Genomic DNA, 19700 nt, shown 5'->3' on the forward strand with positions numbered 1-19700 from the left:
TCAGGAATCCTTGGCACCCGACCCACCGGCCGCGCGCTCACATTGAATATTCATTTGGGTGATGCCGCCGTCGGCAGGCGCTGTTTCGTCCAGCTTCAATTCACGGCTGCACCACGGCTGGCCGTCGACGCTGACCAACAACCGCGCCTCGGGCGGCACGCCGGTCAGGAACGCGCGGCCTTTGTCGGCCACCAGGGTGTTGCCGAGGGCGCGGCCATCCGGGGCAAACAATTCGGCGCGGGCGGCAAACGGCGCTGCTTCGCCAAGGGTGTCGCTGATGCGAAACAGGATGCGTTGGCCGCGCCGGGTGTCGAAGTCGGCCAGTACAAACGCGCCGCGGTTTGGCGTGACTTCCTGCACCGGCTCGGCGATGTCGACGTCAGACGGCATCGACTGGGTGTCCAGCGACACGCGGTTTTTGCGATAGGGCAGGGCCTGCGGCACCACGGTGTAGCCATTGCTGTTGGTGCGCACACCGCGCTTGTTGCTGATGCCCACGTCGGCGGCGCCCGGTGTGGCGACGATCACATTGGTTTCGCCCAATGGCTGGCTGAACATCAGGTTGCTGCCATACGCCACCACCGAACCTTCGACGCCCATGTCCAGTTGGCGGCTGCCGGTGGTCTCGTTATAGGCACCGCGCACAATCGCGTTGGGCGCGTCGTATTGCGCGGCGAAGGTGCCGCCGGTCTGGCGTTGCGCGCCGCTGACTTGCTGCGACACACCCGCGCTGTAGGCCAGCGTATCGTCCTCGAACGCGTTGCCGCTCAGGGTCGCGGTGCGTGATGCCGAGCCCCGCGCGCTCTGGTTCATGTTGGCCGTAACGCGCTGGCTGCGCGTGCCGCCCAGGGGCATGCTGATGCTCAGGGACAGGCTGCGGTCGTCGCTGTTGGCGCCTTTGTTCAGGCCCAGCCCAAGGGAGTAGGAAATGTCCCCGACGCTCGCGCTGTATCCCAATTGGATCGAGGTGTCGGCCTTGCTCTTGTCCCAGTAGGCGGTTTTCGACACGTTGGCATAGACCCCGCCGTAGCCGCCCAATTGCTGCGACACGTTGGCGGTGAAGTTGCTTTTCATGTGGCCGCTGCGGTACGTGTCCAGGGTTTGCTCGGTGCTGCGGCTGTTCAGCGCTTCGTTGAACGAGTAGTAGCCGCCGGTGGAGTAGCGGTAGCCGATCAGGCTGAAGTTGGTGTCGGTGGCCGCCAGGGACTTGGAATAGCGAAAGCGAAACGACTGGCCGCTGGACGTGGTTTTCTCCCGGCCCACGGCGTCGCTGCGGGCGTGGGTCATGTCCACCGAGATCGCGCCAAAGCCGGCAAAGTCGTGGGCAAAACCCAGCAGGCCGGCGTTGTATTGATTACTCAGCAGGCTGCCGCCAAACAGCGTGGTGCTGCCGCTCAAACCGCGTCGTAGGGAGGCCTGGATAAATGTTGGGGTTTGCTGCACAAAGGACGATTGCGCCGGGCGGTATTGGCCGGCGAATACCGAATAGCTTTGCTGGCCTTCGCGCAGCATGTAGGGCACCGACGAGAACGACTGGGTGTAGACCTGGCGCTGGCCGTCCGGGCCTTCCACGGTGACTTCGATGTCGCCATTGCTGGCGGTGGGGTACAGGTCGGTCAAGGCGAACGGCCCCGACGGCACCCATTGCTCCTGGATCACATAGCCGCGCTGGCGGATGATCACCCGCGAGCGGCCATTGGCAATGCCGCGAATCACCGGGGCGAATTCGCGGGCCTGGTCGGGCAGCATGTCCAGATCAGAGGCGATGCCCAGCCCGCGATAGGGGATCGCGTCAAACAGGTCGCCTTCGGTGGTGGAATCGCCTAGGGTGGCGATCGCCATCATATTGCCCATGTCGCGCTGGGCGTAGGTTTCCAGCGACTCCCAGCGCCCGGGCGTGGTGCTGCCTTTTTGCCAGGTCGAAAAATTGCGCAGGCGCCAGGCCCCGGCATTCACGCCGCTCCTCAGGCTGCCGAACTGGTCCTGGCGGCGGCCGGTATCGGACTCCACGGTGCTGCCGGTGAAGCTGTAGTTGGTGAAGGCCACCTGTTCGCCGTTACTCCATTGCCGACGGCGCACTTCAAAAGGGATGCTGCCCAGGTAGGCCTGTGGGATTTCAATCGACAGGATCTGGCGGTTGAAGTCGTAGTCGTAGCTCACGCCGGCCAGGCCCTGATCGAACGCAATGCAGGTGGGGTCGGCGTCGGTGCGGTTTTGCAGGGCCGTGTCGGCCACGCCCTGGGCGCGGAAGAACTCGACATCCAGGCAGGGGAACAGGCCGGTGCTCGAGCGTTCCTGGGTGCCGGTGGCGCGGATGAAACGCACATCACGCTGTTCGATCGAGCGCTGGTTGAGCTGGATATCCACCCGGTAAATCCCCGGCAACTGGCCGTCGCTCATGGCGCTGACCTGTTGTTTCACAGGGGCCGAACTCTGCCCGCCGCCGATTTCGAGAAACGACGCATCGAACTCGTAGCCGGCGTGTGCGGGGGCCAGGTGCAAGGCGGCGGCGGCCACGAGCGGGCAGCCGAAAGCCTTCACGGCCCGACGGCGCATGAATGGGAATGAACGGAGCATGGTCGTTCCTGAAAAGGCGTTCCGGGGTTGTCGCGTGGGTATCAGTGAATGCGGATGACGGGGGCGGTCACGATGCTGCCGTAGTCATCGATGTAGCTCAGTTGCACTTCATCGCCGGCCTTTGCCTGGATCGGCAGCTCACGCGCTTCGCCTGGGCGCAGCACATCCGGCGCCTGGGTGATCGGCAGGCCGTTGAGCTTCAGTTCGCTGACCACCACGTGCAGCTTGGAGGCGTTATTGACGGCCAATGCACCCGCTTGGGCCTTCCAGTTCACTTGCGCCACCGCGTCCTTGAGCGAACCTTTGAGGCCGGCCGGGCGGTAGAACAGTTTGATCGTGGTCTTGAGCGCGATCTGCAGCACGTTCTTGCCTTTTTGATCGTCGCTCATGGCCGGGATTGCCTTGACGTTCATCAGGAACAGGCTTTCGCGGTCCTGGGGCACTTCTGGGCCACCGGTAAAAATGATGCGCAGGATATTTTCCTTGTCGGCATCCAGCCGGAACAGCGGCGGCGTGACGATAAAGTTATCGACGCTTTCCTCGTTGCCACTGCCGAAGTGGCTGACCCAGGACTGCACGAGGTAAGGCGAGGTGTCGTCGCGGTTGCTGACGCTCAGGTTGGCTTCGTTGGAAGCGCCGTCGTAGATCAGTCGCGTGGCGCCGACGGTGACGGCGGCGTTGGCGGCGCTGTGCCAGAGCGGCAGCAGGGCGAGCAGAAGATAGACTTTCAAACGCATGACAGGGGGACCTCCGGAAGCCCGCGGGCCGGCGCGCGAACGCCTGGCCCACGGTGTTGACGAGCAATTACTTGTAGGTAACGTCGAAGCTGGCCAGCGCGTGCACCTGACCGGTGCTGATGCCGGAGGTGGTCACCGCGTCGTCGCCTTCACCGGTGGTGGTGTCGGCGACGGTGCGCACGTAGGCAGCGGTAAAGTCGAAGGTATTGGACTGTGCACGCAGGTCGTAATCGGCGGTCGGCGTGTTCAGTGGCAGTTTGTTGCCGTTACGGGAGTCGGTGATCTGGATCGCGATGCCGCGCACCTGGTTTTCACCGGTCAGGCCCAGTAATGTCGGGTCGCTGGCGTCTTGCTGGCCGCTGAAGGTGATCGCGACGTTTTTACGGGTCGCGGTGCTGCAGTTGTCCAGGCTGATGGAAAACGGCTTAGCTTTATCGGTGAGCACCGAACCCACGGTGGGCGCGAAGTCAGCGATGCGCACCGGGTCCAGAGTCACCGACTTGTTCACGTCGCCGGTGGTGATGGTGCAGGCGTTATCGGTGACGGAACCGGTGAATTCGATCTGCCCGTCCGCCGCCTGAGCGGTGCCGGCCAGCAACCAGCAAGCGCCGCAGGCGAGGGTGAGTTGGCTCAGTTTGTTCAGCATTGCAGTGCCTCTTTTAAGAGAAGGAAGGTTGTCTGCCTACCCGTCAGGTAAGCCAATCCATAGTGCAATGCTGTGTTTTAGAGGCACATGAGACGAATCTTAAAAACTGGCGAACTGATGGCCGCCCGACCGCTGAGTCCATATAAGGCGCCGAGCGTGATATTCTGCGCGCCATCTTGGTCTAGCCTCTATCGAGTACGTACACCCGTATACGTCCCGGTGGTTAGCTGGCGCCCAGGTAGCTGAAGCCAATAATGATAAGAAGTCAGCGCAGAAGGGACATAAAAGTGAGGTCGATACGTCGGCCTTGTGTGCCCACCCTGCGGTCCCCGAATGAATGTGCACACCCCGCGGTGCGTTGCCTGGCGCAGCGTGATTGAGGGTTGCCCATGATCAGGGGCAGTGGGGCGGATGGCGTTTTATCATAGGTGCTACTGATGTTTAAAAAAGTAAACACTGCCCTGCTGGGGCTGGCTTTGTCGATGGGGATCACTTCCGTTCACGCGGAAGAGGCAAAGAAAGTCGATGTGCTGCTGATCGGCGGCGGCATCATGAGTGCAACCCTGGGTGTGTGGCTCAATGAGCTGCAACCGGACTGGTCGATGGAGATGGTCGAGCGCCTCGATGGCGTGGCCGAAGAAAGCTCCAACGGCTGGAACAACGCCGGTACCGGTCACTCGGCTTTGGCTGAGCTGAACTACACCCCGGAAGACAAGAACGGCAACGTTGAGATCCCGAAAGCGGTCGAGATCAACGAAGCGTTCCAGATCTCCCGTCAGTTCTGGTCCTGGCAGGTTCAGCAGGGCGTCCTGAAGAACCCGCGTTCGTTCATCAACTCCACTCCGCACATGAGCTTCGTGTGGGGCGATGACAACATCAAGTTCCTGAAGAAGCGCTACGAAGCGCTGCAGGCGAGCCCGCTGTTCGCCGGCATGCAGTACTCCGAAGACCCGGCGCAAATCGCCAAATGGGTTCCGCTGATGATGGAAGGGCGTGACCCGAACCAGAAAATCGCGGCCACCTGGACCCCGATCGGTACGGACGTGAACTTCGGCGAGATCACGCGCCAGTTCGTCGCTCACCTGCAAACTACGCCGAAGTTCGACCTGAAACTGTCGAGCGAAGTGCAGGACATCACCAAGAACGCCGATGGCACCTGGCGTGTCAGCTACAAGAACCTGAAAGACGGCACCAAGACGGAAACCGACGCCAAGTTCGTGTTCATCGGCGCGGGCGGCGGTGCACTGCACCTGCTGCAGAAGTCGGGCATTCCTGAAGCCAAGGAATACGCGGGCTTCCCTGTTGGTGGTTCGTTCCTGGTCACCGATAACCCAACGATTGCCGAGCAGCACCTGGCCAAGGCCTACGGTAAAGCTTCCGTTGGCGCACCGCCGATGTCGGTTCCGCACCTGGACACCCGCGTGCTGGATGGCAAGCGCGTGATTCTGTTTGGCCCATTCGCTACCTTCTCGACCAAGTTCCTGAAAGAAGGCTCGTACCTGGACCTGCTGACCAGCACCACCACCCACAACATCTGGCCAATGACCAAAGTCGGTATCCGCGAATACCCACTGGTCGAGTACCTCGCCGGCCAACTGATGCTGTCGGATGACGACCGCTTCAAGGCGCTGCAAGAGTACTTCCCGAACGCCAAGAAAGAAGACTGGCGCCTGTGGCAGGCCGGTCAGCGTGTGCAGATCATCAAGCGTGACGAAGAGCAGGGCGGCGTCCTGAAACTCGGTACCGAAGTGGTCAGCTCCGCCGACAACACCATCGCCGGCCTGCTGGGTGCATCGCCAGGCGCGTCCACCGCGGCTCCGATCATGCTGACCGTGCTGCAGAAAGTGTTCAAGGAACAGGTTGCTTCCCCGGCCTGGCAGGAAAAGCTGCACCAGATCGTGCCTAGCTACGGCACCAAGCTGAACGACAGCCCTGAAGCTGTGGCTAAAGAATGGGCCTACACCGCCAACATTCTGCAGCTGACGCCTCCACCTGCGATTCCGCAGCTGACTGCTCCGAAAGCCACCGAGGCTGCAAAGCCTGCGGCTGAGCCGAGCAAGCCAGCTTCTGACCTCGCGCTGTAAGACGTTGGTGAGGTCCTGATTCAGGGCCTGCGCAACGTAAAAAGCCCGCTGAACCGGTGACGGTCAGCGGGCTTTTTTGCAGGTGTCACCAATGAGCGGGTACTTCGACCTGCCGCTCTGCAGCTGCCAACGCTGCCTTCAGTCCCTCTTTATCCAGAGGTATGCAGTACGCCGGCTTGGCGCGTTCAAACCGCCAGCTCTCATCCAGCCCACCGGCATCTACTGCGTCGAAGCCGATCTCGTCCAGCAGGGCGATGACTTGCGCCTTGGCTGCCGGGTCATCCGCCGCGACCGGGAGCGCGCGCCGGTCGGGTGCGCCGCGGCTGCGAGCATCCTGGGTCAGGTCCGGCGCCAGGATAGCGTTGAACACTTTCACCACATTTGATTGCGACAGGTGCTCGGCCACCAACCGGCTGGTGGTGGTTTCAAAGCGGTCGAGCACGGGAATATGGCCGTCGCGGTTCGGGTAGTAGTTGTTGGCATCCATCACGGTTTTGCCTTCCAGCCACTGCGCCGGCACGCTGCGGTAATGTTCGAACGGAATCGCCAGCAGGACCAGTTCGCCAAATTGCGCGGCGTCTTGCGCAGTACCCACTTGAACCCCACGAATGCCACTCAGCACGCTGCTCATCGACTGCGGGCCGCGGGAGTTGCTCAACATCACTTCATGGCCGGCCGCCAACGCCAACTGCGCAACGGCGCGTCCGATAAAGCCTGCTCCGATAATGCCAATTTTCATGTCGGTGCTCCTGAGTTGAGAGAGACGTTATGATGATTGGCTACCGGATGAGGATAAATGGCCGTTCTGGTCTTGGTGTTGTTACTGGGAGTGGTGAATGATGGACCGCCTTTCAAGCATGAGTGCCTTTGTGATGGCTGCCGAACTGGGGTCCTACGCCCGTGCTGCCGAACGCCTGGGAATGTCGCCGCAGATGGTAGCCAAGCATGTGGCGGCGCTGGAGCGGCGGCTGGGCGCACGCCTGCTCAACCGCACCACACGCCGGCAAAGCCTGACGGAGTTGGGAAGCGCGTACTACGAGCGCTGCAAACATATCCTGACAGAGGCAGAGGCCGCAGACTCCCTCGCCCAGATCATGAATGACACACCACGGGGCAAGCTCAAGATCAGCGCCCCAGTGACTTTTGGCTCCTACAGCCTGATGCCACTGGTGACCGAATTTTTACGCGACAACCCCGAGGTGGAAATCGACCTGCACCTGACCGACCGGTTTGTCGACCTGGTGGAGGAGGGCTACGAAGTGGCGTTCCGTATCGGCCCGCTGGCGAACAGCAGCCTCACCGCCCGGCCGCTGCAGCCCTACCGTCTGGTGGTCTGTGCGGCACCCAAATACCTGGCCGAGCGCGGCACGCCGCTGGCGCCCGCTGACCTTGAACACCACGAGTGCCTGGGATACGCCTACTGGTCACGCCCGGCTGATCGCGAATGGTCGTTCTACCAAGGCGCCGTCCTGCACAAGGCCCAGGTTGCCAGCCGCCTGCACGTGAATGAAAGCCGAGCCTTGATGTCGGCCGCGCGGGATGGTTTCGGGATTGTGCTGGGGCCTGAGGATTTCTTACGCTCGGCGCTCAAGAGCGGTGAATTGGTGCGAGTGCTGCCGGACTATGAGGCGCCAAGTCGGCAGATGCATTTGCTCTACACCGCGAATCGCCAGCGCACCGCCAAGCTGCGGCGATTTGTCGATGCGGTGCTGTTGCGTTTCGGACCGCCCTAGACGCTGAAGCCGGCCTTGACCTGCTCATACAGATGCAGTGCCAACAGGTTGCTGCTGTCGCCAAGCAGGTACAGGTGGTGCAGCGGCAGCGGCGGCAGTTCAGCTCCAGCAATCCGGCGCGTCAATCCCTTACCCAGGCGGCTTTCTTCCACCAACCCCACCGCCATGCCACTGCGGATACACGCTTCAACAGCGGGCGAACTCGCGCTTTCCAGCAGCACCCGATAGTAAGTGCCGTGCTCCTTCAGCGCTCGAATCGCTGCAGCGCGATAAGGGCAACCTGTCAGTTGCACGGCAATCGGCAGTGGCGCCTGCGGTGGGCAGCTGAAGTGTTCGGCGGCCACCCACAGCGGCTGGATTTCTCCCAGGCGCTCGCCTTGTTCCAACGGCTGGGCGCTGACAATCAGGGCCAGGTCCAACTGCCTGCTGGCGAACAGCGTGAGCAGTTCGCCACTGGAGCGCGCCTCTACCTCCAGTTCCAGCAGTGGGTTGTCGGCGACCAGGCGGGGCAGGAACTCCTGCATGAAGTCTGGCGCGTAAGAATCAGGCAAACCCAGGCGAATCTTGCCCTGCATGCGTTGCGGCGTGAGGGAGGCCAGCAAGCGGTCGTGGCTCTTGAGGAATTCGGTGGTTTCGCCCAGGAGTTTCTTGCCGTACATCGTCAGTTCAACCCCCTGGTTGCTGCGGCTGAACAGGCGTTGGCCGACCTGGTCTTCGAGCTTCTGGATCTGCGTGGTCACCGTCGAGGCACTGCGGTGCACATGATTGGCCGCTTCGTTGAATCGCTGGAAGCGCGCCACCGCGTGGAAAGTGCGCAACAGGTCAATATTCAGTTGTTTGCTCATGATTCCACTTTTAAGGATTAGTGGTACAGATTATTCAAATATACAGAATCATGCGCGGCACTTAGCCTTTTGGTCAATCAAGCGAACCGGAGGCTCAATGAAGCGATCAACCGTGGGGCGGTTGCTGTTACAGGCGGTGTTCGTGCTGTCGTGGAGTTCGGGGTTTATCGGCGCGAAACTGGCGACCCGGAGTGATGGCGTGTTCAACGTGCTGTTCTGGCGTTTCTTGCTGGTGTCGTTGTGCCTGGCGCTGTTTTTGAACGTGCGGCTGCTGAAGGTTTCCTGGGCACAGATCCGCCATCACGCGGTGGTGGGTTTCCTCTCGCAGTTTCTCTATTTGACCTGTGTCTACGTGGCGATCCAGAACGGTTTGCCGCCGGGGATTGCGGCGATCATCGCGGCCCTGCAGCCATTGATGACGGCGGCGCTGTCATCGGGTAGCCACGCCGAACGCAGCGGCGGCTGGCAGTGGCTGGGGTTGATGATCGGTTTTGCCGGCGTGTCGATCGTCATCTTCGGGCAATACCACAACAGCGGGGCCGAAGTCGGGTGGGTCATGTATGCATTGCCCCTGGTGTCGGCACTCGGTCTGACCGTGGCCACGCTGTACGAACGGCGGGCGGCCCGCACTGACTCCGGCGGCCTGAGCCTGGCGTTGTTTATCCAGTCGTTGCTGACCTTGATCGGCTTTGCTGCAGCGGTGCTGTACACCGATACGCTGAGCATTCCGCGGACCCCCGACGTATTGATCTCCATCGTTTGGCTGACGGTGTTCTCTACCTTCGTGGCTTACCTGAGCCTGTGGATGTTGTTGCGCGTAATGACGGCTACCCATGTGGCGACATTGGTGTACCTGGAGCCTCCCGTGACACTGGTGTGGGCGGCACTGATGTTTGGCGATGAGATTCATGCGTCGACATATGCAGGGATCGCCGTGGTGGTGGCCGGGCTGATTCTGGTGCGACTGAAACAGCCGGTCGCAGTCTGTGCCTCTTGAAAAGGTCAGTTTTTCTTTACCTGCTGTCTGCCCGTGGGTTCAGCAAGCTGACAGTTGGCACCTGTTAAAAAGTCTTATAGCCAAGCAGGAGCGCGGCTGGAACAAGGGGGCACTTTTTTTACCGGTATAAACGCTGGGCGGTCACGCCCGAGGATTCTGTATGTTGTTACGTTATGCGGCATTGGCGGCTTTGGTCGTCGCGGCTTCCGGGTGTGTAGAGGAGCGGGTCGTACATGATCGACGACCGGTGCAGCGTGAATATGTAGAAGTCGTCGCGCCGCAACCGCCGCCGGTGCAGGTCATCGAGGTCGAGCCCGAAGGGCGGCCAGGTTACCTGTGGTCGCGTGGCTACTGGCGTTGGGAAGGCGGGCGCTATGTGGCGGTTCACGGCCACTGGGAGCCGGTACGGCCAGGTTATCGTTATGTCCACCCGCATTGGGAGCAGCGTAACGACGGCTATCACTGGCAGGGCGGCGGTTGGGTTCGCTGACCGTTATCCGATGGCTTAAATCGGCTTCTTCGTACCCAGAAGCCGAACTTCCCTGAGCAGCGCCGCGCCCAACTGGCCGGTGCCAAGCTCCTTGTAACCTACCGCTTTAACATCGCCATTCTCTTCCGCCTGGATGAGGATCACCGGTGTTTCCTTGCCGGTGCCTTCGTCGACATGCATGGCGTACTGCGGGATATCCAGCTTGATCGGCGTGCCTGCCGCCTTGCCCTTCACATTGATCAGAAACGCCGCACAACCGGTGTCCACATCCTGACTGGTAGCGGAGCGACCGCTGACGAAGCAGGTGTCGGGCAGGTCGGGCCAGGTGATGGCTTCGGCGAGGGTCAATGGGGACGTTAATGCCAGGCCGGCGAGAAAAAGCGTGCGCACGTTGGTCTTGTCTCTGGATAAAGTCAGTAAGGGCATTTTCTACCAAAGCCTTGACGCTTCTGCAACGCGACGCCTCAGGTCAGCCGCCGCATGCCGGTAGCCTTGGCCGCGCTGACATCAAATGTCGCCGTATATTCACAGCCTGCTGCGTGGGCGCAGCGTTCAATCAGGCAGTCGGCGAAATCGGCCCTGGTGCTTGTAAATCGCCGGAGTGCCTGCCAGATAACGTCGGCGTGCTCTACGGTCAGTTCGCGGGTACGCAGCAGCGTCTCCAGGACCGCAACCACTTCACTCTTGGCTGACTGGTAACTGGACTGCAGGACCCACACCAGTTCCACCACTGAAACCAGGCTGACAAAACCCGGCGAGGCAGTGGTGAGCGACTCGATCAGTCTGGATGCCTTTGGCGATTGGACGGGATCATCCTGGGTGACGTAACGCACCAGCACATTGGTATCCAGTCCAATCATCGTGCTTTGGCTCCCTGTGCAGCGATGGCCAGGTTCATTTCTTCGATGCTGACGGGATTGGCGGGTTTGCGGATCAGCCCTTTGAGGTCCGACACAGTCTTGCTGGCCGCGATGATCGCAAACTTGCCCTCTTCCATTTCGACGAATTCGACCCGGTCGCCAGTGTTCAGCCCAAGTGCGGCCCTGACTTGAACGGGAATGGTTATTTGGCCTTTTGAAGTGAGTGTGGCGGTAGCCATGTTGAAAGCCTCTCTCGTGATACTCCTTACCTTAGGGTAAGGAATAGTGGAGGGCAAGATCCATTGGTCCATAGGTTACTCATCTGGCGTGGGTGGGTCGGAACAGGTAAAACGATAGTCCGAACGTTTCCCGTCGACACGCCTGAAACCAGCCTTAAGAGATACAACATATGACCGACCGCCACCTCATCATCCCCACTTCCATGCACCCCATCGTCGAGCGCGCCGGCTACGTCCCGGCGGTAAAAGTCGGCAAGACCCTGTACTGCGCAGGGCAGGTCGGCCGCACGGAACACCTGGAAGTCATCACCGATCCCGAGGCACAGTTCGTCGCCGCCTGGGAGAGCCTGCGCCTGGTATTGGAGGAGGGGGGCTGTACGTTTGAAGACGTGGTCGACATGACCACCTACCACGTGAACATGAGCGAGCACATGGCGGTTTTCCGTGAAGTGAAAAACCGCCTGTTCCCTCGCGGGTTGTGCGCCTGGACGGTCATTGGCGTATCAGAACTGGCCAACCCGGGCTTGCTGCTGGAGATCAAGTGCGTAGCGGTTCAGCGCTGACTCACTGCACCACGCGGTAGCACGGCACGTAGGCGGCGCCGCCTGGCAGTTTCATCCGGTGCTGCTCTACGAACGCCTTCAGCAACTCATCCAGCGGTTTCATGATCGCTGGGTCGCCATGAATCTCATACGGCCCGTTCTGCTCGATCAGGCGGATGCCCTTGTCCTTGACGTTGCCCGCCACAATCCCCGAGAACGCCCGGCGCAGGTTGGCCGCCAGTTCATGGGGCGGCAGCGCGTGGCTCAGTTGCAGGCTGGCCATGTTGGCGTGGGTCGGGTCGAACGGGCGCTGGAAGCCCTCGTCGATCTTCAGCAGCCAGTTGAAGTGGAACGCGTCGTTGCGCTCGCGGCGGAACTGTTTGACCGCTTTCAAGCCGACGGTCATCTGCCGTGCCACCTCAGCCGGGTCGTCAATGATGATCTGGTAATGAGCCTGGGCCGCTTCGCCCAGGGTCGCGCCGACGAACGCGTGCAACTGTTGCAGGTACGGCGCGGCGTGTTTCGGCCCGGTGAGGATCACCGGGAACGGCACGTCGCGGTTGTCCGGGTGCATCAGGATGCCCAGCAGGTACAGGAACTCTTCGGCGGTGCCGGCGCCGCCCGGGAAGATGATGATGCCGTGGCCGACGCGCACGAAGGCTTCCAGGCGCTTTTCGATGTCCGGCAAAATCACCAGCTCATTGACGATCGGGTTCGGCGCCTCGGCGGCGATGATCCCCGGCTCGGTCAGGCCCAGGTAGCGCCCGCCGGTAATGCGTTGCTTGGCGTGGGAAATGGTCGCGCCCTTCATCGGGCCTTTCATCACGCCGGGGCCGCAGCCGGTGCACACGTCGAGGCTGCGCAGGCCGAGTTCGTGGCCGACTTTCTTGGTGTATTTGTATTCTTCGGTATTGATCGAGTGCCCGCCCCAGCACACCACGATCTTCGGCTCGACGCCCGGGCGCAGGGTGCGGGCGTTGCGCAGCAGGTGGAACACGTAGTCGGTGATGCCCTGGGAGCTGCTCAGGTCGATGCGCTGGCTGTCCAGTTCGTTTTCGGTGTAGACGATGTCACGCAGGGCGCTGAACAGCATCTCCCGGGTACTGGCGATCATTTCACCATCGACGAACGCGTCAGCCGGTGCATTCAACAGTTCCAGGCGCACGCCACGGTCCTGCTGGTGGATGCGCACTTCGAAATCTTTATAGGCGTCGAGGATGGTCTTGGCGTTGTCGATGTGCGCGCCGGTGTTGAGGATGGCCAGGGCGCATTGACGGAAGAGGGTGTAGATGCTGCCGGTACCGGCTTCGCTCAGTTGCTGGACTTCACGTTGCGACAGCGTTTCAAGGCTGCCTTTAGGGCTTACGGAGGCATTGATGACTTGTCTTTGGGGCATTCTGATTCCCTGAAAGCACAGCCACCGGACCATGCATGGCCAGTGGCTTGAGGATAGTGCGCGCCGTTTTCGGTCGCATTGGACTGGCATTTTCCCCGGCACTGGAGCCGAGCGCAAACACCGTCGCGCACCATCATGCCGCAGAAGTTACTGAATCAGCTTCCAGTTTTTGTAGAAAAACCGACGCAGGGTAAAGACTGCTCCGGCAAAGCCCGCGATCAGGCCGTTGAGCACCGACGGCACCAGGGTTGGCCGCACGATGTCGATGAACAGGCAGTAGCGCTTGGCGTCGTTCTTGTTGAAGGAGGCATGCATCAGCGTGTCATCGAAGATAAACAGCGGATCATCGTGCCAGTAGTGTTTGTGCTTGCCGACCTGGATGTAGACGCCATCGTGATGGGGCGCCGGTGCCATGTTGTAGAGCACGCGGAACATCATGCGCAGCGGGCCGAAGTGAAACGAGGTGGAACGGTTTTCGTTGAATACCGACACGCCGATGGTTTTCACGTAGGGCAGTTTTTCCCGCAGTTGCGGGATATCCAGGGTGGTCTCGATCGGGCGGCCGTACCATTGGAAAAACAGCATGCCGCGTTTTTTCTCGGCCATGCGCTCATCCAGGTACTGGATGATCTCGTCTTTGTTGGCCATGGCGTCGTCGATCACCTTTTGCAGGTCTTCGCGCCAGGCGGGCGGCAGGTCGTTCATTTTATAAACGTGGCGATTGCGCTGGCTCAACAGGTCAAACAGCGTGTTGAACGGCGCCAGCAACCAGGTATTGCGGCCGTTGCCGATGAAATACTTCTTGATGGTCGCGCCGTCGTACAGGCCATTGCGCAGGAAATCGTACAGGCCGCAGAACACCACCAGCAGCAGAAACACCAGGGTGGTCTTGGGGAAGCAATAAATGAACAGCAAGACGCCAAGGACCCAGGCGGCGGACGCCAGGCGTTTGCGGATGACACTCTTACTCATGAAACTGGGCTCCATCAGACGGTTTTCGATTGCTTCAAAACCGTCCGCGGTTGACTGGCAGGCCAGGCAAAGGAGTCAGTCAACCCGTGGGCATCATGCCCGAGCCGAAACATATCGAAATAATATGGTCATGATAGGGTGTTATCGCCCTCACGTGGCGTTTTAAATGCTGGAAATTTGTGAAGTCACTGCACAGATTTTTACCGCTGTCCCCCTAAAATGCCTCGGCGGATGGCCAGGCTGGCGGTGTTGCGGATAGCATTTTGTGAACAGAAGATTTGCGACTATCGTGACGCTTCGGTTTTCCGGGCGTCATAGACCGGTACGATTGACGCTGTAATGGCCACCATTGGCCTTCGGCACCTTGGAAGAGGCAGAAATTTTATGATCATCAAACCGCGGGTTCGTGGCTTTATCTGTGTGACCGCTCACCCGGTTGGCTGTGAAGCGAATGTCAAAGAGCAGATCGACTACGTGACCGAACACGGTGCCATTGAAGGCGGCCCGAAAAAGGTGCTAGTCCTCGGGGCTTCCACCGGCTACGGCCTGGCCGCGCGCATCAGCGCTGCCTTTGGCTGCGGCGCCGACACCCTGGGCGTGTTTTTTGAGAAAGAAGGCGAAGAAGGCAAGCTCAGCTCTGCCGGCTGGTACAACAGCGCCGCCTTCGAGAAGTTTGCGCTGGAAAAAGGCCTGTACGCCAAGAGCATCAACGGCGATGCGTTCTCTGACGAGATCAAGCGCCTGACCATCGAAACCATCAAGAAAGACCTCGGCAAGATCGACCTGGTGGTCTACAGCCTGGCCGCGCCACGCCGTACCGACCCGCAAGGCGTGGTGCACAACTCCACCCTGAAGCCGATCGGCAAGGCTGTGACCCTGCGCGGCATCAACACCGACAAGGGCGTTGTGGTCGACACCACCCTCGAACCGGCCACCCAGGAAGAAATCGACGGCACCGTGAAAGTCATGGGCGGCGAAGACTGGCAGCTGTGGATCGACGCCCTGCGTGACGCCGACGTGTTGGCCGAAGGCGCCAAGACCACCGCATTCACCTACCTCGGCGAAAAACTGACCCAGGACATCTACTGGAACGGCTCCATCGGCGAAGCCAAGAAAGACCTGGACAAGAAAGTCCTGACCCTGCGCGAAAACCTCGCGGCGCTGAAAGGCGACGCCCGTGTGTCGGTACTCAAGGCAGTAGTGACCCAGGCCAGCTCGGCGATCCCGATCATGCCGCTGTACCTGTCGTTGCTGTTTAAAGTGATGAAAGAGCAGGGCACCCACGAAGGTTGCATCGAGCAGGTCTACGGCCTGTTCAAGGACAGCCTGTATGGCAAAGAGCCCAAGCTCGACGCCGACGGCCGCCTGCGCGCCGACCTCGCGGAACTTGAGCCTAAGGTTCAGGACGCGGTAGCGGCCCTGTGGAATCAGGTCTCCGATGACAACGTCAACGAGATCAGCGATTTTGCCGGCTACAAGGCGGAATTCCTGCGCCTGTTCGGTTTCGAGATCGACGGCGTGGACTACGACGCTGACGTGAATCCGACCGTGAAGATCAAGGGCCTGATTCAGGCTTAAGCGCTTGCGGTAACGAAGAAGCGGCCTCCAGGGGCCGCTTTTTTGTGCGCGTCATGCCAGACTGCGGCCGTTATCACACCCACGCTAACGGAGGATCTACATGACGATTCGTGCAGTCGTTTTTGATTTCGGCGGTGTCCTGTTCGACTGGAACCCGCACCATCTCTACCGCCAGCTGATTACCGACGACCGGGAGCGCCAACGGTTCCTGGACACCGTCTGCACCCAGGCCTGGAACACCGAGCAGGACGCCGGGCGCAGTCTGGCTGAGGGCACCCGCGCGCTGATCGCCGAACATCCTCAGCATGCACCACTGATCCAGGCGTACTACGACCGCTGGCACGAGATGCTGCGTGGTTCATTGCCGGAGGGCGTGGCGATACTCGAAGCGTTGCATGAGGCGAAGATGCCGCTGTTCGGCCTGACCAACTGGTCCGCCGAGACCTTTCCCTATGCCCGCGCCCACTATCCCTTCCTGCAGTATTTTCGCGACATCGTGGTGTCCGGCGAAATCAAGCTGATCAAGCCCGATCCTGCTATTTACCACGCCAGCCTGGCGCAGGTGCGCGCCCATTTGCCGGATATCCAGCCGGGTGAAGTGGTGTTTATTGACGACGTAGCCGGCAATACCGAGGCGGCTACTGCGCTGGGTTGGCAGGGGATTCACCACGTGTCTGCCGCGCAGACCCGGGAGCGCTTGATCGAGCTGGGGGTGAGCCTCTAGCGCGCCCATTTCTCCATGACGAAATCCACGAACGCCCGCAGCTTGGGCAGGCGATAGCGGTCCTGGGCGTACAGCAAATGCATGGGCCGGCTGGGCAGTTGGTAGTCCGTCAGTAATGCCACCAGTTTCCCGGCCCGCAGGTCTGGCTCGACCAGGGCGTCAGGCAGCATCACGATGCCCATGCCTTCCAGGGCAGCCTGGCGCAAGGCCTGCGAACTGTTGATGGTCAATGAGCCGGAAACCGGAATTTCCACTTCGCCCTCTGCGCCGCGCATTCGCCACAACTTGTCGGCGTTGCGCCAATCGTCGGTCGCCGGGTAAGCGAACGCCAGGCAGTCATGTTGCTGCAGGTCATCGGGGCGTTGAGGTGTGCCACGGCGCGCCAGGTACTCCGCAGAGGCGCAGAGGGTGATGGTGTAATCCTGCATGGGGCGGGCAATCAGGCTTGGCGCGTCCAGGTCGCCCAAGCGGATGGCCACGTCGAAGCCGCTGTCGACCATGTCCATCCGCTGGTTGCTCAGCACCACGTACAGCTTGATCTGTGGGTAGCGCTGGGAAAATTCGCTGAGCGCCGGTGCCAGGCGTTCGGTGCCAAAGGCCGGTGGTGCGGTGATCCGCAGCAGGCCCTTGGGCACGTCACTGTTGGCTTGTTCGGCCATCTGCTCGGAGTCGGCCACCAGGCCCAGCACCTCCAGGCAACGCTGGTAATAAATCCCGCCAAACTCGGTCAGGCTTTGCTTGCGCGTGGTGCGCTTGAGCAGGCTGACGCCCAGGCGTTGTTCCAGCGCGCGCAGGTGATTGCCGACCATGGTGGTGGACATGCCGCACGCCTGCGCTGCCGCCGTCATGCTGCCGGCTTCCACCACTTTTACGTACACCGTCATCGCCTGGAACAGATCCATTATCAAGCCCTGGTTTAAAGTGATCGCAGTGTTGTGCAGTTTATCCAGCTCGGGTGGCTAACGATACTGGTGCCATCACTACACGATGCACTGGAGCCTGATGCCATGACCGCCGCCTGCCTGATGACCACTTATCAACCGTCGCCCCTGAGCTTTACCCGAGGCCTTGGCACGCGCCTGTGGGACCAGCAGGGCCGTGAATACCTGGATGCGGTGGCAGGTGTGGCGGTGACCAACGTCGGTCATTCCCATCCGCGGCTGGTAGCGGCCATCAGTGAGCAGGCCGGTTTGCTGCTGCACACCTCCAACCTCTACAGCATCGACTGGCAGCAGCGCCTGGCCCAGCGCCTCACCCGGCTTTCCGGGCTGGACCAGGCGTTCTTCAACAACTCCGGTGCCGAAGCCAACGAAACGGCGCTGAAGCTGGCCCGGCTGCATGGCTGGAAAAAGGGTATCGAACAGCCGCTGGTGGTGGTGATGGAGAATGCCTTTCACGGGCGCACCCTGGGCACCCTGTCCGCCAGCGACGGGCCTTCCGTGCGGTTGGGATTTCAAAAACTGCCGGGGGACTTTATCAAGGTCGGCTTCGGTGACTTGAAGGCACTGGAGGCCGTGACCCGGGAGTTTGGCCCGCGCATTGTTGCGGTGCTGCTTGAGCCGATCCAGGGCGAAAGCGGCGTGCAAGTCGCGCCGCCGGGCTATCTGAAAGCCTTGCGCGAGCACTGCACCCGGCAAGGCTGGTTGTTGATGCTCGATGAGATCCAGACCGGGATCGGCCGTACAGGTCGCTGGTTTGCCTTCCAGCATGAAGGCATCGTGCCGGACGTGATGACTTTGGCCAAAGGCCTCGGCAACGGTGTGCCGATTGGCGCGTGCCTGGCCCGGGCCGCTGTTGCGCAACTGTTTACCCCCGGCAGCCACGGCAGCACCTTCGGCGGCAACCCGCTGGCCTGCCGTGTCGGTTGTACGGTGCTGGAGATCATCGAAGAACAAGGCCTGCTGGACAACGCGGCGCAACAGGGTGAGCGGCTGCTGGCGCGCCTGCGGGTGGAATTGAACGAGCATCCCCAGGTGCTGGCGATTCGCGGGCAAGGGCTGATGATCGGCATCGAACTGGCAACGCCTCAGCGCGACCTGGCCCACCGTGCGGCGCAAGAGCATGGCCTGCTGATCAACGTCACGCGGGGCAAGATCATCCGCCTGCTGCCGCCGCTGACCATCGATGCCAAGGAAGTGGAGATGATCGTGCGCGCACTTTCCCGGCTTCTGGACTAAACACGGATGAGGCTGACGCGGAGCGTCACTGGCTGCATTCCCACGCAGAGCGTGGGAACGATCAGTCAAACGGGGTAGCCGGAGCCCACCTGCACCCCGTTCAGCCATTCCTGATTCAGGGTCTCGGTATCCCCCAGGTAATCCAGCAACCAGGCCATGGCCGGCGACAGTTTGTTCTGTGCCCAGGCCACGCACGACGGGCTGGCAGGGAAGGGCCGGGACAGTTGCAGGGCGCTCAGCTCGCCGCGCTCGATCCACGGCTGCACCAGGTGCGCCGGTGCCATGCCGACGCACAAGCCGTCCCGCAGGCAATCAATCGCCGAAGCCCAGTGCGGCACCACCAAACGACGCTGGTTATCCAGGGTCCAGGTGTCGCGCTTGGGCAGGTTGCGCGAGGTGTCGGTCATGCACAGGGAGGCGAAGGGCCGCAGTTGGTCATCGCTGAGCAGGCCTTCGACCGCTGCCAGCGGATGCCGGCTGCTGACCACGCACAGCCAGTTCAGCAGGCCCATGTCACGAAATGTGAATTGACTGGCCACCGGCACCGCGCTGGTGGCGCCGATCACGATATCGGTGCGGTCATCGGCCAGGGCATCCCACACCCCGTTGTACACCTCGTAATCCAACAGCAATTCCACCTCCGGGAACTGCCGATAGAAATCCAGTACCAACTGCCGGCAGCGCTGCTGTTTAACGATGGAATCCACCGCGACTTTCAACTGGCCACTCCAGCCATTTGCCACTTGCTGGCACAGCCGGCGGGTGCCGAGCATTTTTTTCATGACGCCGCGGGCTTCGTCGATGAACAATTTACCCGCGGGTGTCAGCTCCACATCCCGATGCCGTCGGACGAACAGCGGCACCGCCAGCCATTCTTCAAGTTGCCGCACGGTGTAGCTGATGGCTGACGGCACGCGGTGCAGTTCCTGGGCGGCGGCGCTGAAGCTGCCGTGGCGGGCCACTGCATCCACCACATCCAGGGAATACTCAGACCACATGGAATTTGCCTTCAAAATTATTGATAAGAGTGTCCAATTATTATCGCTTCACAGGGATTTGCTCAGCTTCATAATAGGCACCAGTCAGCAAATAGTTTGATGGCA

At 61.0% G+C, this 19700-nt stretch carries 20 protein-coding genes; 8 read left to right on the forward strand and 12 right to left on the reverse strand.

Translation table 11 applies throughout. From position 1 onward, the window contains the following. The 3 genes from C0058_RS08990 to C0058_RS09000 form a co-directional block, all read right to left on the reverse strand. Window positions 1-2577: a fimbria/pilus outer membrane usher protein gene (locus tag C0058_RS08990; RefSeq protein WP_102368408.1), complete on the reverse strand. Its 2577-nt coding sequence runs from the start codon at window positions 2575-2577 to the stop codon at window positions 1-3. 41 nt (window positions 2578-2618) lie between these two features. After that, window positions 2619-3314, reverse strand: coding sequence for a molecular chaperone (locus C0058_RS08995; RefSeq protein WP_003218892.1), 696 nt, complete (start codon window positions 3312-3314; stop codon window positions 2619-2621). 67 nt (window positions 3315-3381) lie between these two features. Further along, window positions 3382-3960, reverse strand: coding sequence for a fimbrial protein (locus C0058_RS09000; protein ID WP_003218890.1), 579 nt, complete (start codon window positions 3958-3960; stop codon window positions 3382-3384). Window positions 3961-4397: 437 nt separating this feature from the next. Here C0058_RS09000 and mqo point away from each other — a divergent pair, with 437 nt between their 5' ends. After that, entirely contained in the window at window positions 4398-6044 is a 1647-nt protein-coding gene (gene mqo, locus C0058_RS09005) for a malate dehydrogenase (quinone) (RefSeq protein WP_003218888.1), read from the forward strand. An 85-nt stretch (window positions 6045-6129) separates the two neighbouring features. Here the strand turns inward: mqo and C0058_RS09010 are convergent, their stop codons facing one another. Further along, window positions 6130-6783, reverse strand: a complete 654-nt coding sequence (locus C0058_RS09010; RefSeq protein WP_008437644.1) for an NADPH-dependent F420 reductase — start codon at window positions 6781-6783, stop codon at window positions 6130-6132. Between the two features lie 97 nt (window positions 6784-6880). Here C0058_RS09010 and C0058_RS09015 point away from each other — a divergent pair, with 97 nt between their 5' ends. Further along, complete coding sequence (locus C0058_RS09015) at window positions 6881-7777, forward strand: LysR family transcriptional regulator (protein WP_174717774.1); 897 nt, start codon at window positions 6881-6883, stop codon at window positions 7775-7777. Here the strand turns inward: C0058_RS09015 and C0058_RS09020 are convergent. Beyond that, window positions 7774-8622, reverse strand: a complete 849-nt coding sequence (locus C0058_RS09020; protein WP_102368409.1) for a LysR substrate-binding domain-containing protein — start codon at window positions 8620-8622, stop codon at window positions 7774-7776. The genes C0058_RS09015 and C0058_RS09020 overlap by 4 nt on opposite strands. A 97-nt stretch (window positions 8623-8719) precedes the next feature. On the opposite strand from C0058_RS09020, the gene C0058_RS09025 reads away from it, so the two are divergent. Beyond that, entirely contained in the window at window positions 8720-9619 is a 900-nt protein-coding gene (locus tag C0058_RS09025) for a DMT family transporter (protein WP_102368410.1), read from the forward strand. A 160-nt stretch (window positions 9620-9779) separates the two neighbouring features. After that, window positions 9780-10109 carry a YXWGXW repeat-containing protein gene (locus C0058_RS09030; RefSeq protein ID WP_023659079.1) on the forward strand — a complete coding sequence of 110 codons (330 nt, stop codon included), beginning with the start codon at window positions 9780-9782 and terminating at the stop codon, window positions 10107-10109. 15 nt (window positions 10110-10124) lie between these two features. On the opposite strand, the gene C0058_RS09035 is transcribed toward C0058_RS09030, so the two are convergent. The 3 genes from C0058_RS09035 to C0058_RS09045 form a co-directional block, all read right to left on the reverse strand. After that, window positions 10125-10499: a hypothetical protein gene (locus C0058_RS09035; protein WP_168197525.1), complete on the reverse strand. Its 375-nt coding sequence runs from the start codon at window positions 10497-10499 to the stop codon at window positions 10125-10127. Between the two features lie 74 nt (window positions 10500-10573). Next, window positions 10574-10969 (reverse strand): PIN domain-containing protein, encoded by a 396-nt coding sequence (locus C0058_RS09040; RefSeq protein WP_003218874.1) that lies wholly within the window; start codon window positions 10967-10969, stop codon window positions 10574-10576. After that, a complete protein-coding gene (locus tag C0058_RS09045; protein ID WP_174717775.1) occupies window positions 10966-11280 on the reverse strand; it encodes an AbrB/MazE/SpoVT family DNA-binding domain-containing protein in 315 nt (104 codons plus the stop codon). The genes C0058_RS09040 and C0058_RS09045 overlap by 4 nt, the downstream gene beginning before the upstream one ends. Before the next feature lie 98 nt (window positions 11281-11378). Here C0058_RS09045 and C0058_RS09050 point away from each other — a divergent pair, with 98 nt between their 5' ends. Continuing rightward, the gene (locus C0058_RS09050; protein ID WP_003218870.1) at window positions 11379-11771 is read left to right on the forward strand and encodes a RidA family protein; all 393 of its coding nucleotides are present in this window, start codon (window positions 11379-11381) and stop codon (window positions 11769-11771) included. A gap of 1 nt (window position 11772) precedes the next feature. On the opposite strand, the gene ppnN is transcribed toward C0058_RS09050, so the two are convergent. Both ppnN and C0058_RS09060 read right to left on the reverse strand, forming a co-directional pair. Beyond that, window positions 11773-13146, reverse strand: a complete 1374-nt coding sequence (gene ppnN, locus C0058_RS09055) for a nucleotide 5'-monophosphate nucleosidase PpnN (protein WP_003218868.1) — start codon at window positions 13144-13146, stop codon at window positions 11773-11775. Window positions 13147-13293: 147 nt separating this feature from the next. Continuing rightward, window positions 13294-14118, reverse strand: a complete 825-nt coding sequence (locus C0058_RS09060) for an aspartyl/asparaginyl beta-hydroxylase domain-containing protein (protein ID WP_102368412.1) — start codon at window positions 14116-14118, stop codon at window positions 13294-13296. A 384-nt stretch (window positions 14119-14502) separates the two neighbouring features. On the opposite strand from C0058_RS09060, the gene fabV reads away from it, so the two are divergent. Together fabV and C0058_RS09070 are read left to right on the forward strand one after the other, a co-directional pair. Next, entirely contained in the window at window positions 14503-15696 is a 1194-nt protein-coding gene (gene fabV, locus C0058_RS09065) for an enoyl-ACP reductase FabV (protein ID WP_003218863.1), read from the forward strand. Between the two features lie 100 nt (window positions 15697-15796). Continuing rightward, window positions 15797-16420: an HAD family phosphatase gene (locus C0058_RS09070; protein ID WP_087693670.1), complete on the forward strand. Its 624-nt coding sequence runs from the start codon at window positions 15797-15799 to the stop codon at window positions 16418-16420. Here the strand turns inward: C0058_RS09070 and C0058_RS09075 are convergent. Continuing rightward, a complete protein-coding gene (locus C0058_RS09075; protein WP_102368413.1) occupies window positions 16417-17322 on the reverse strand; it encodes a LysR family transcriptional regulator in 906 nt (301 codons plus the stop codon). The genes C0058_RS09070 and C0058_RS09075 overlap by 4 nt on opposite strands. A gap of 105 nt (window positions 17323-17427) precedes the next feature. On the opposite strand from C0058_RS09075, the gene C0058_RS09080 reads away from it, so the two are divergent. Continuing rightward, window positions 17428-18597, forward strand: a complete 1170-nt coding sequence (locus C0058_RS09080; protein WP_102368414.1) for an aspartate aminotransferase family protein — start codon at window positions 17428-17430, stop codon at window positions 18595-18597. 65 nt (window positions 18598-18662) lie between these two features. Here the strand turns inward: C0058_RS09080 and punR are convergent, their stop codons facing one another. Further along, window positions 18663-19595: a DNA-binding transcriptional activator PunR gene (punR, locus tag C0058_RS09085; RefSeq protein ID WP_003218855.1), complete on the reverse strand. Its 933-nt coding sequence runs from the start codon at window positions 19593-19595 to the stop codon at window positions 18663-18665. Between the last annotated feature and the right edge of the window lie 105 nt (window positions 19596-19700).

Origin of the sequence: Pseudomonas sp. NC02 (assembly GCF_002874965.1) — a bacterium.
GTDB lineage: Bacteria > Pseudomonadota > Gammaproteobacteria > Pseudomonadales > Pseudomonadaceae > Aquipseudomonas.

Coding starts and splice junctions, on each gene's coding strand:
- C0058_RS09045 (WP_174717775.1), bottom strand. CDS start 11,280: ATGGACCAATGGATCTTGCCCTCCACTATTCCTTACCCTAAGGTAAGG.
- fabV (WP_003218863.1), top strand. CDS start 14,503: ATGATCATCAAACCGCGGGTTCGTGGCTTTATCTGTGTGACCGCTCAC.
- mqo (WP_003218888.1), top strand. CDS start 4,398: ATGTTTAAAAAAGTAAACACTGCCCTGCTGGGGCTGGCTTTGTCGATG.
- C0058_RS09050 (WP_003218870.1), top strand. CDS start 11,379: ATGACCGACCGCCACCTCATCATCCCCACTTCCATGCACCCCATCGTC.
- C0058_RS09000 (WP_003218890.1), bottom strand. CDS start 3,960: ATGCTGAACAAACTGAGCCAACTCACCCTCGCCTGCGGCGCTTGCTGG.
- C0058_RS09030 (WP_023659079.1), top strand. CDS start 9,780: ATGTTGTTACGTTATGCGGCATTGGCGGCTTTGGTCGTCGCGGCTTCC.
- ppnN (WP_003218868.1), bottom strand. CDS start 13,146: ATGCCCCAAAGACAAGTCATCAATGCCTCCGTAAGCCCTAAAGGCAGC.
- C0058_RS09025 (WP_102368410.1), top strand. CDS start 8,720: ATGAAGCGATCAACCGTGGGGCGGTTGCTGTTACAGGCGGTGTTCGTG.
- C0058_RS09040 (WP_003218874.1), bottom strand. CDS start 10,969: ATGATTGGACTGGATACCAATGTGCTGGTGCGTTACGTCACCCAGGAT.
- C0058_RS09010 (WP_008437644.1), bottom strand. CDS start 6,783: ATGAAAATTGGCATTATCGGAGCAGGCTTTATCGGACGCGCCGTTGCG.
- C0058_RS09015 (WP_174717774.1), top strand. CDS start 6,881: ATGATGGACCGCCTTTCAAGCATGAGTGCCTTTGTGATGGCTGCCGAA.
- C0058_RS09070 (WP_087693670.1), top strand. CDS start 15,797: ATGACGATTCGTGCAGTCGTTTTTGATTTCGGCGGTGTCCTGTTCGAC.
- C0058_RS09080 (WP_102368414.1), top strand. CDS start 17,428: ATGACCGCCGCCTGCCTGATGACCACTTATCAACCGTCGCCCCTGAGC.
- C0058_RS08995 (WP_003218892.1), bottom strand. CDS start 3,314: ATGCGTTTGAAAGTCTATCTTCTGCTCGCCCTGCTGCCGCTCTGGCAC.
- C0058_RS09075 (WP_102368413.1), bottom strand. CDS start 17,322: ATGGATCTGTTCCAGGCGATGACGGTGTACGTAAAAGTGGTGGAAGCC.
- punR (WP_003218855.1), bottom strand. CDS start 19,595: ATGTGGTCTGAGTATTCCCTGGATGTGGTGGATGCAGTGGCCCGCCAC.
- C0058_RS09060 (WP_102368412.1), bottom strand. CDS start 14,118: ATGAGTAAGAGTGTCATCCGCAAACGCCTGGCGTCCGCCGCCTGGGTC.
- C0058_RS08990 (WP_102368408.1), bottom strand. CDS start 2,577: ATGCTCCGTTCATTCCCATTCATGCGCCGTCGGGCCGTGAAGGCTTTC.
- C0058_RS09020 (WP_102368409.1), bottom strand. CDS start 8,622: ATGAGCAAACAACTGAATATTGACCTGTTGCGCACTTTCCACGCGGTG.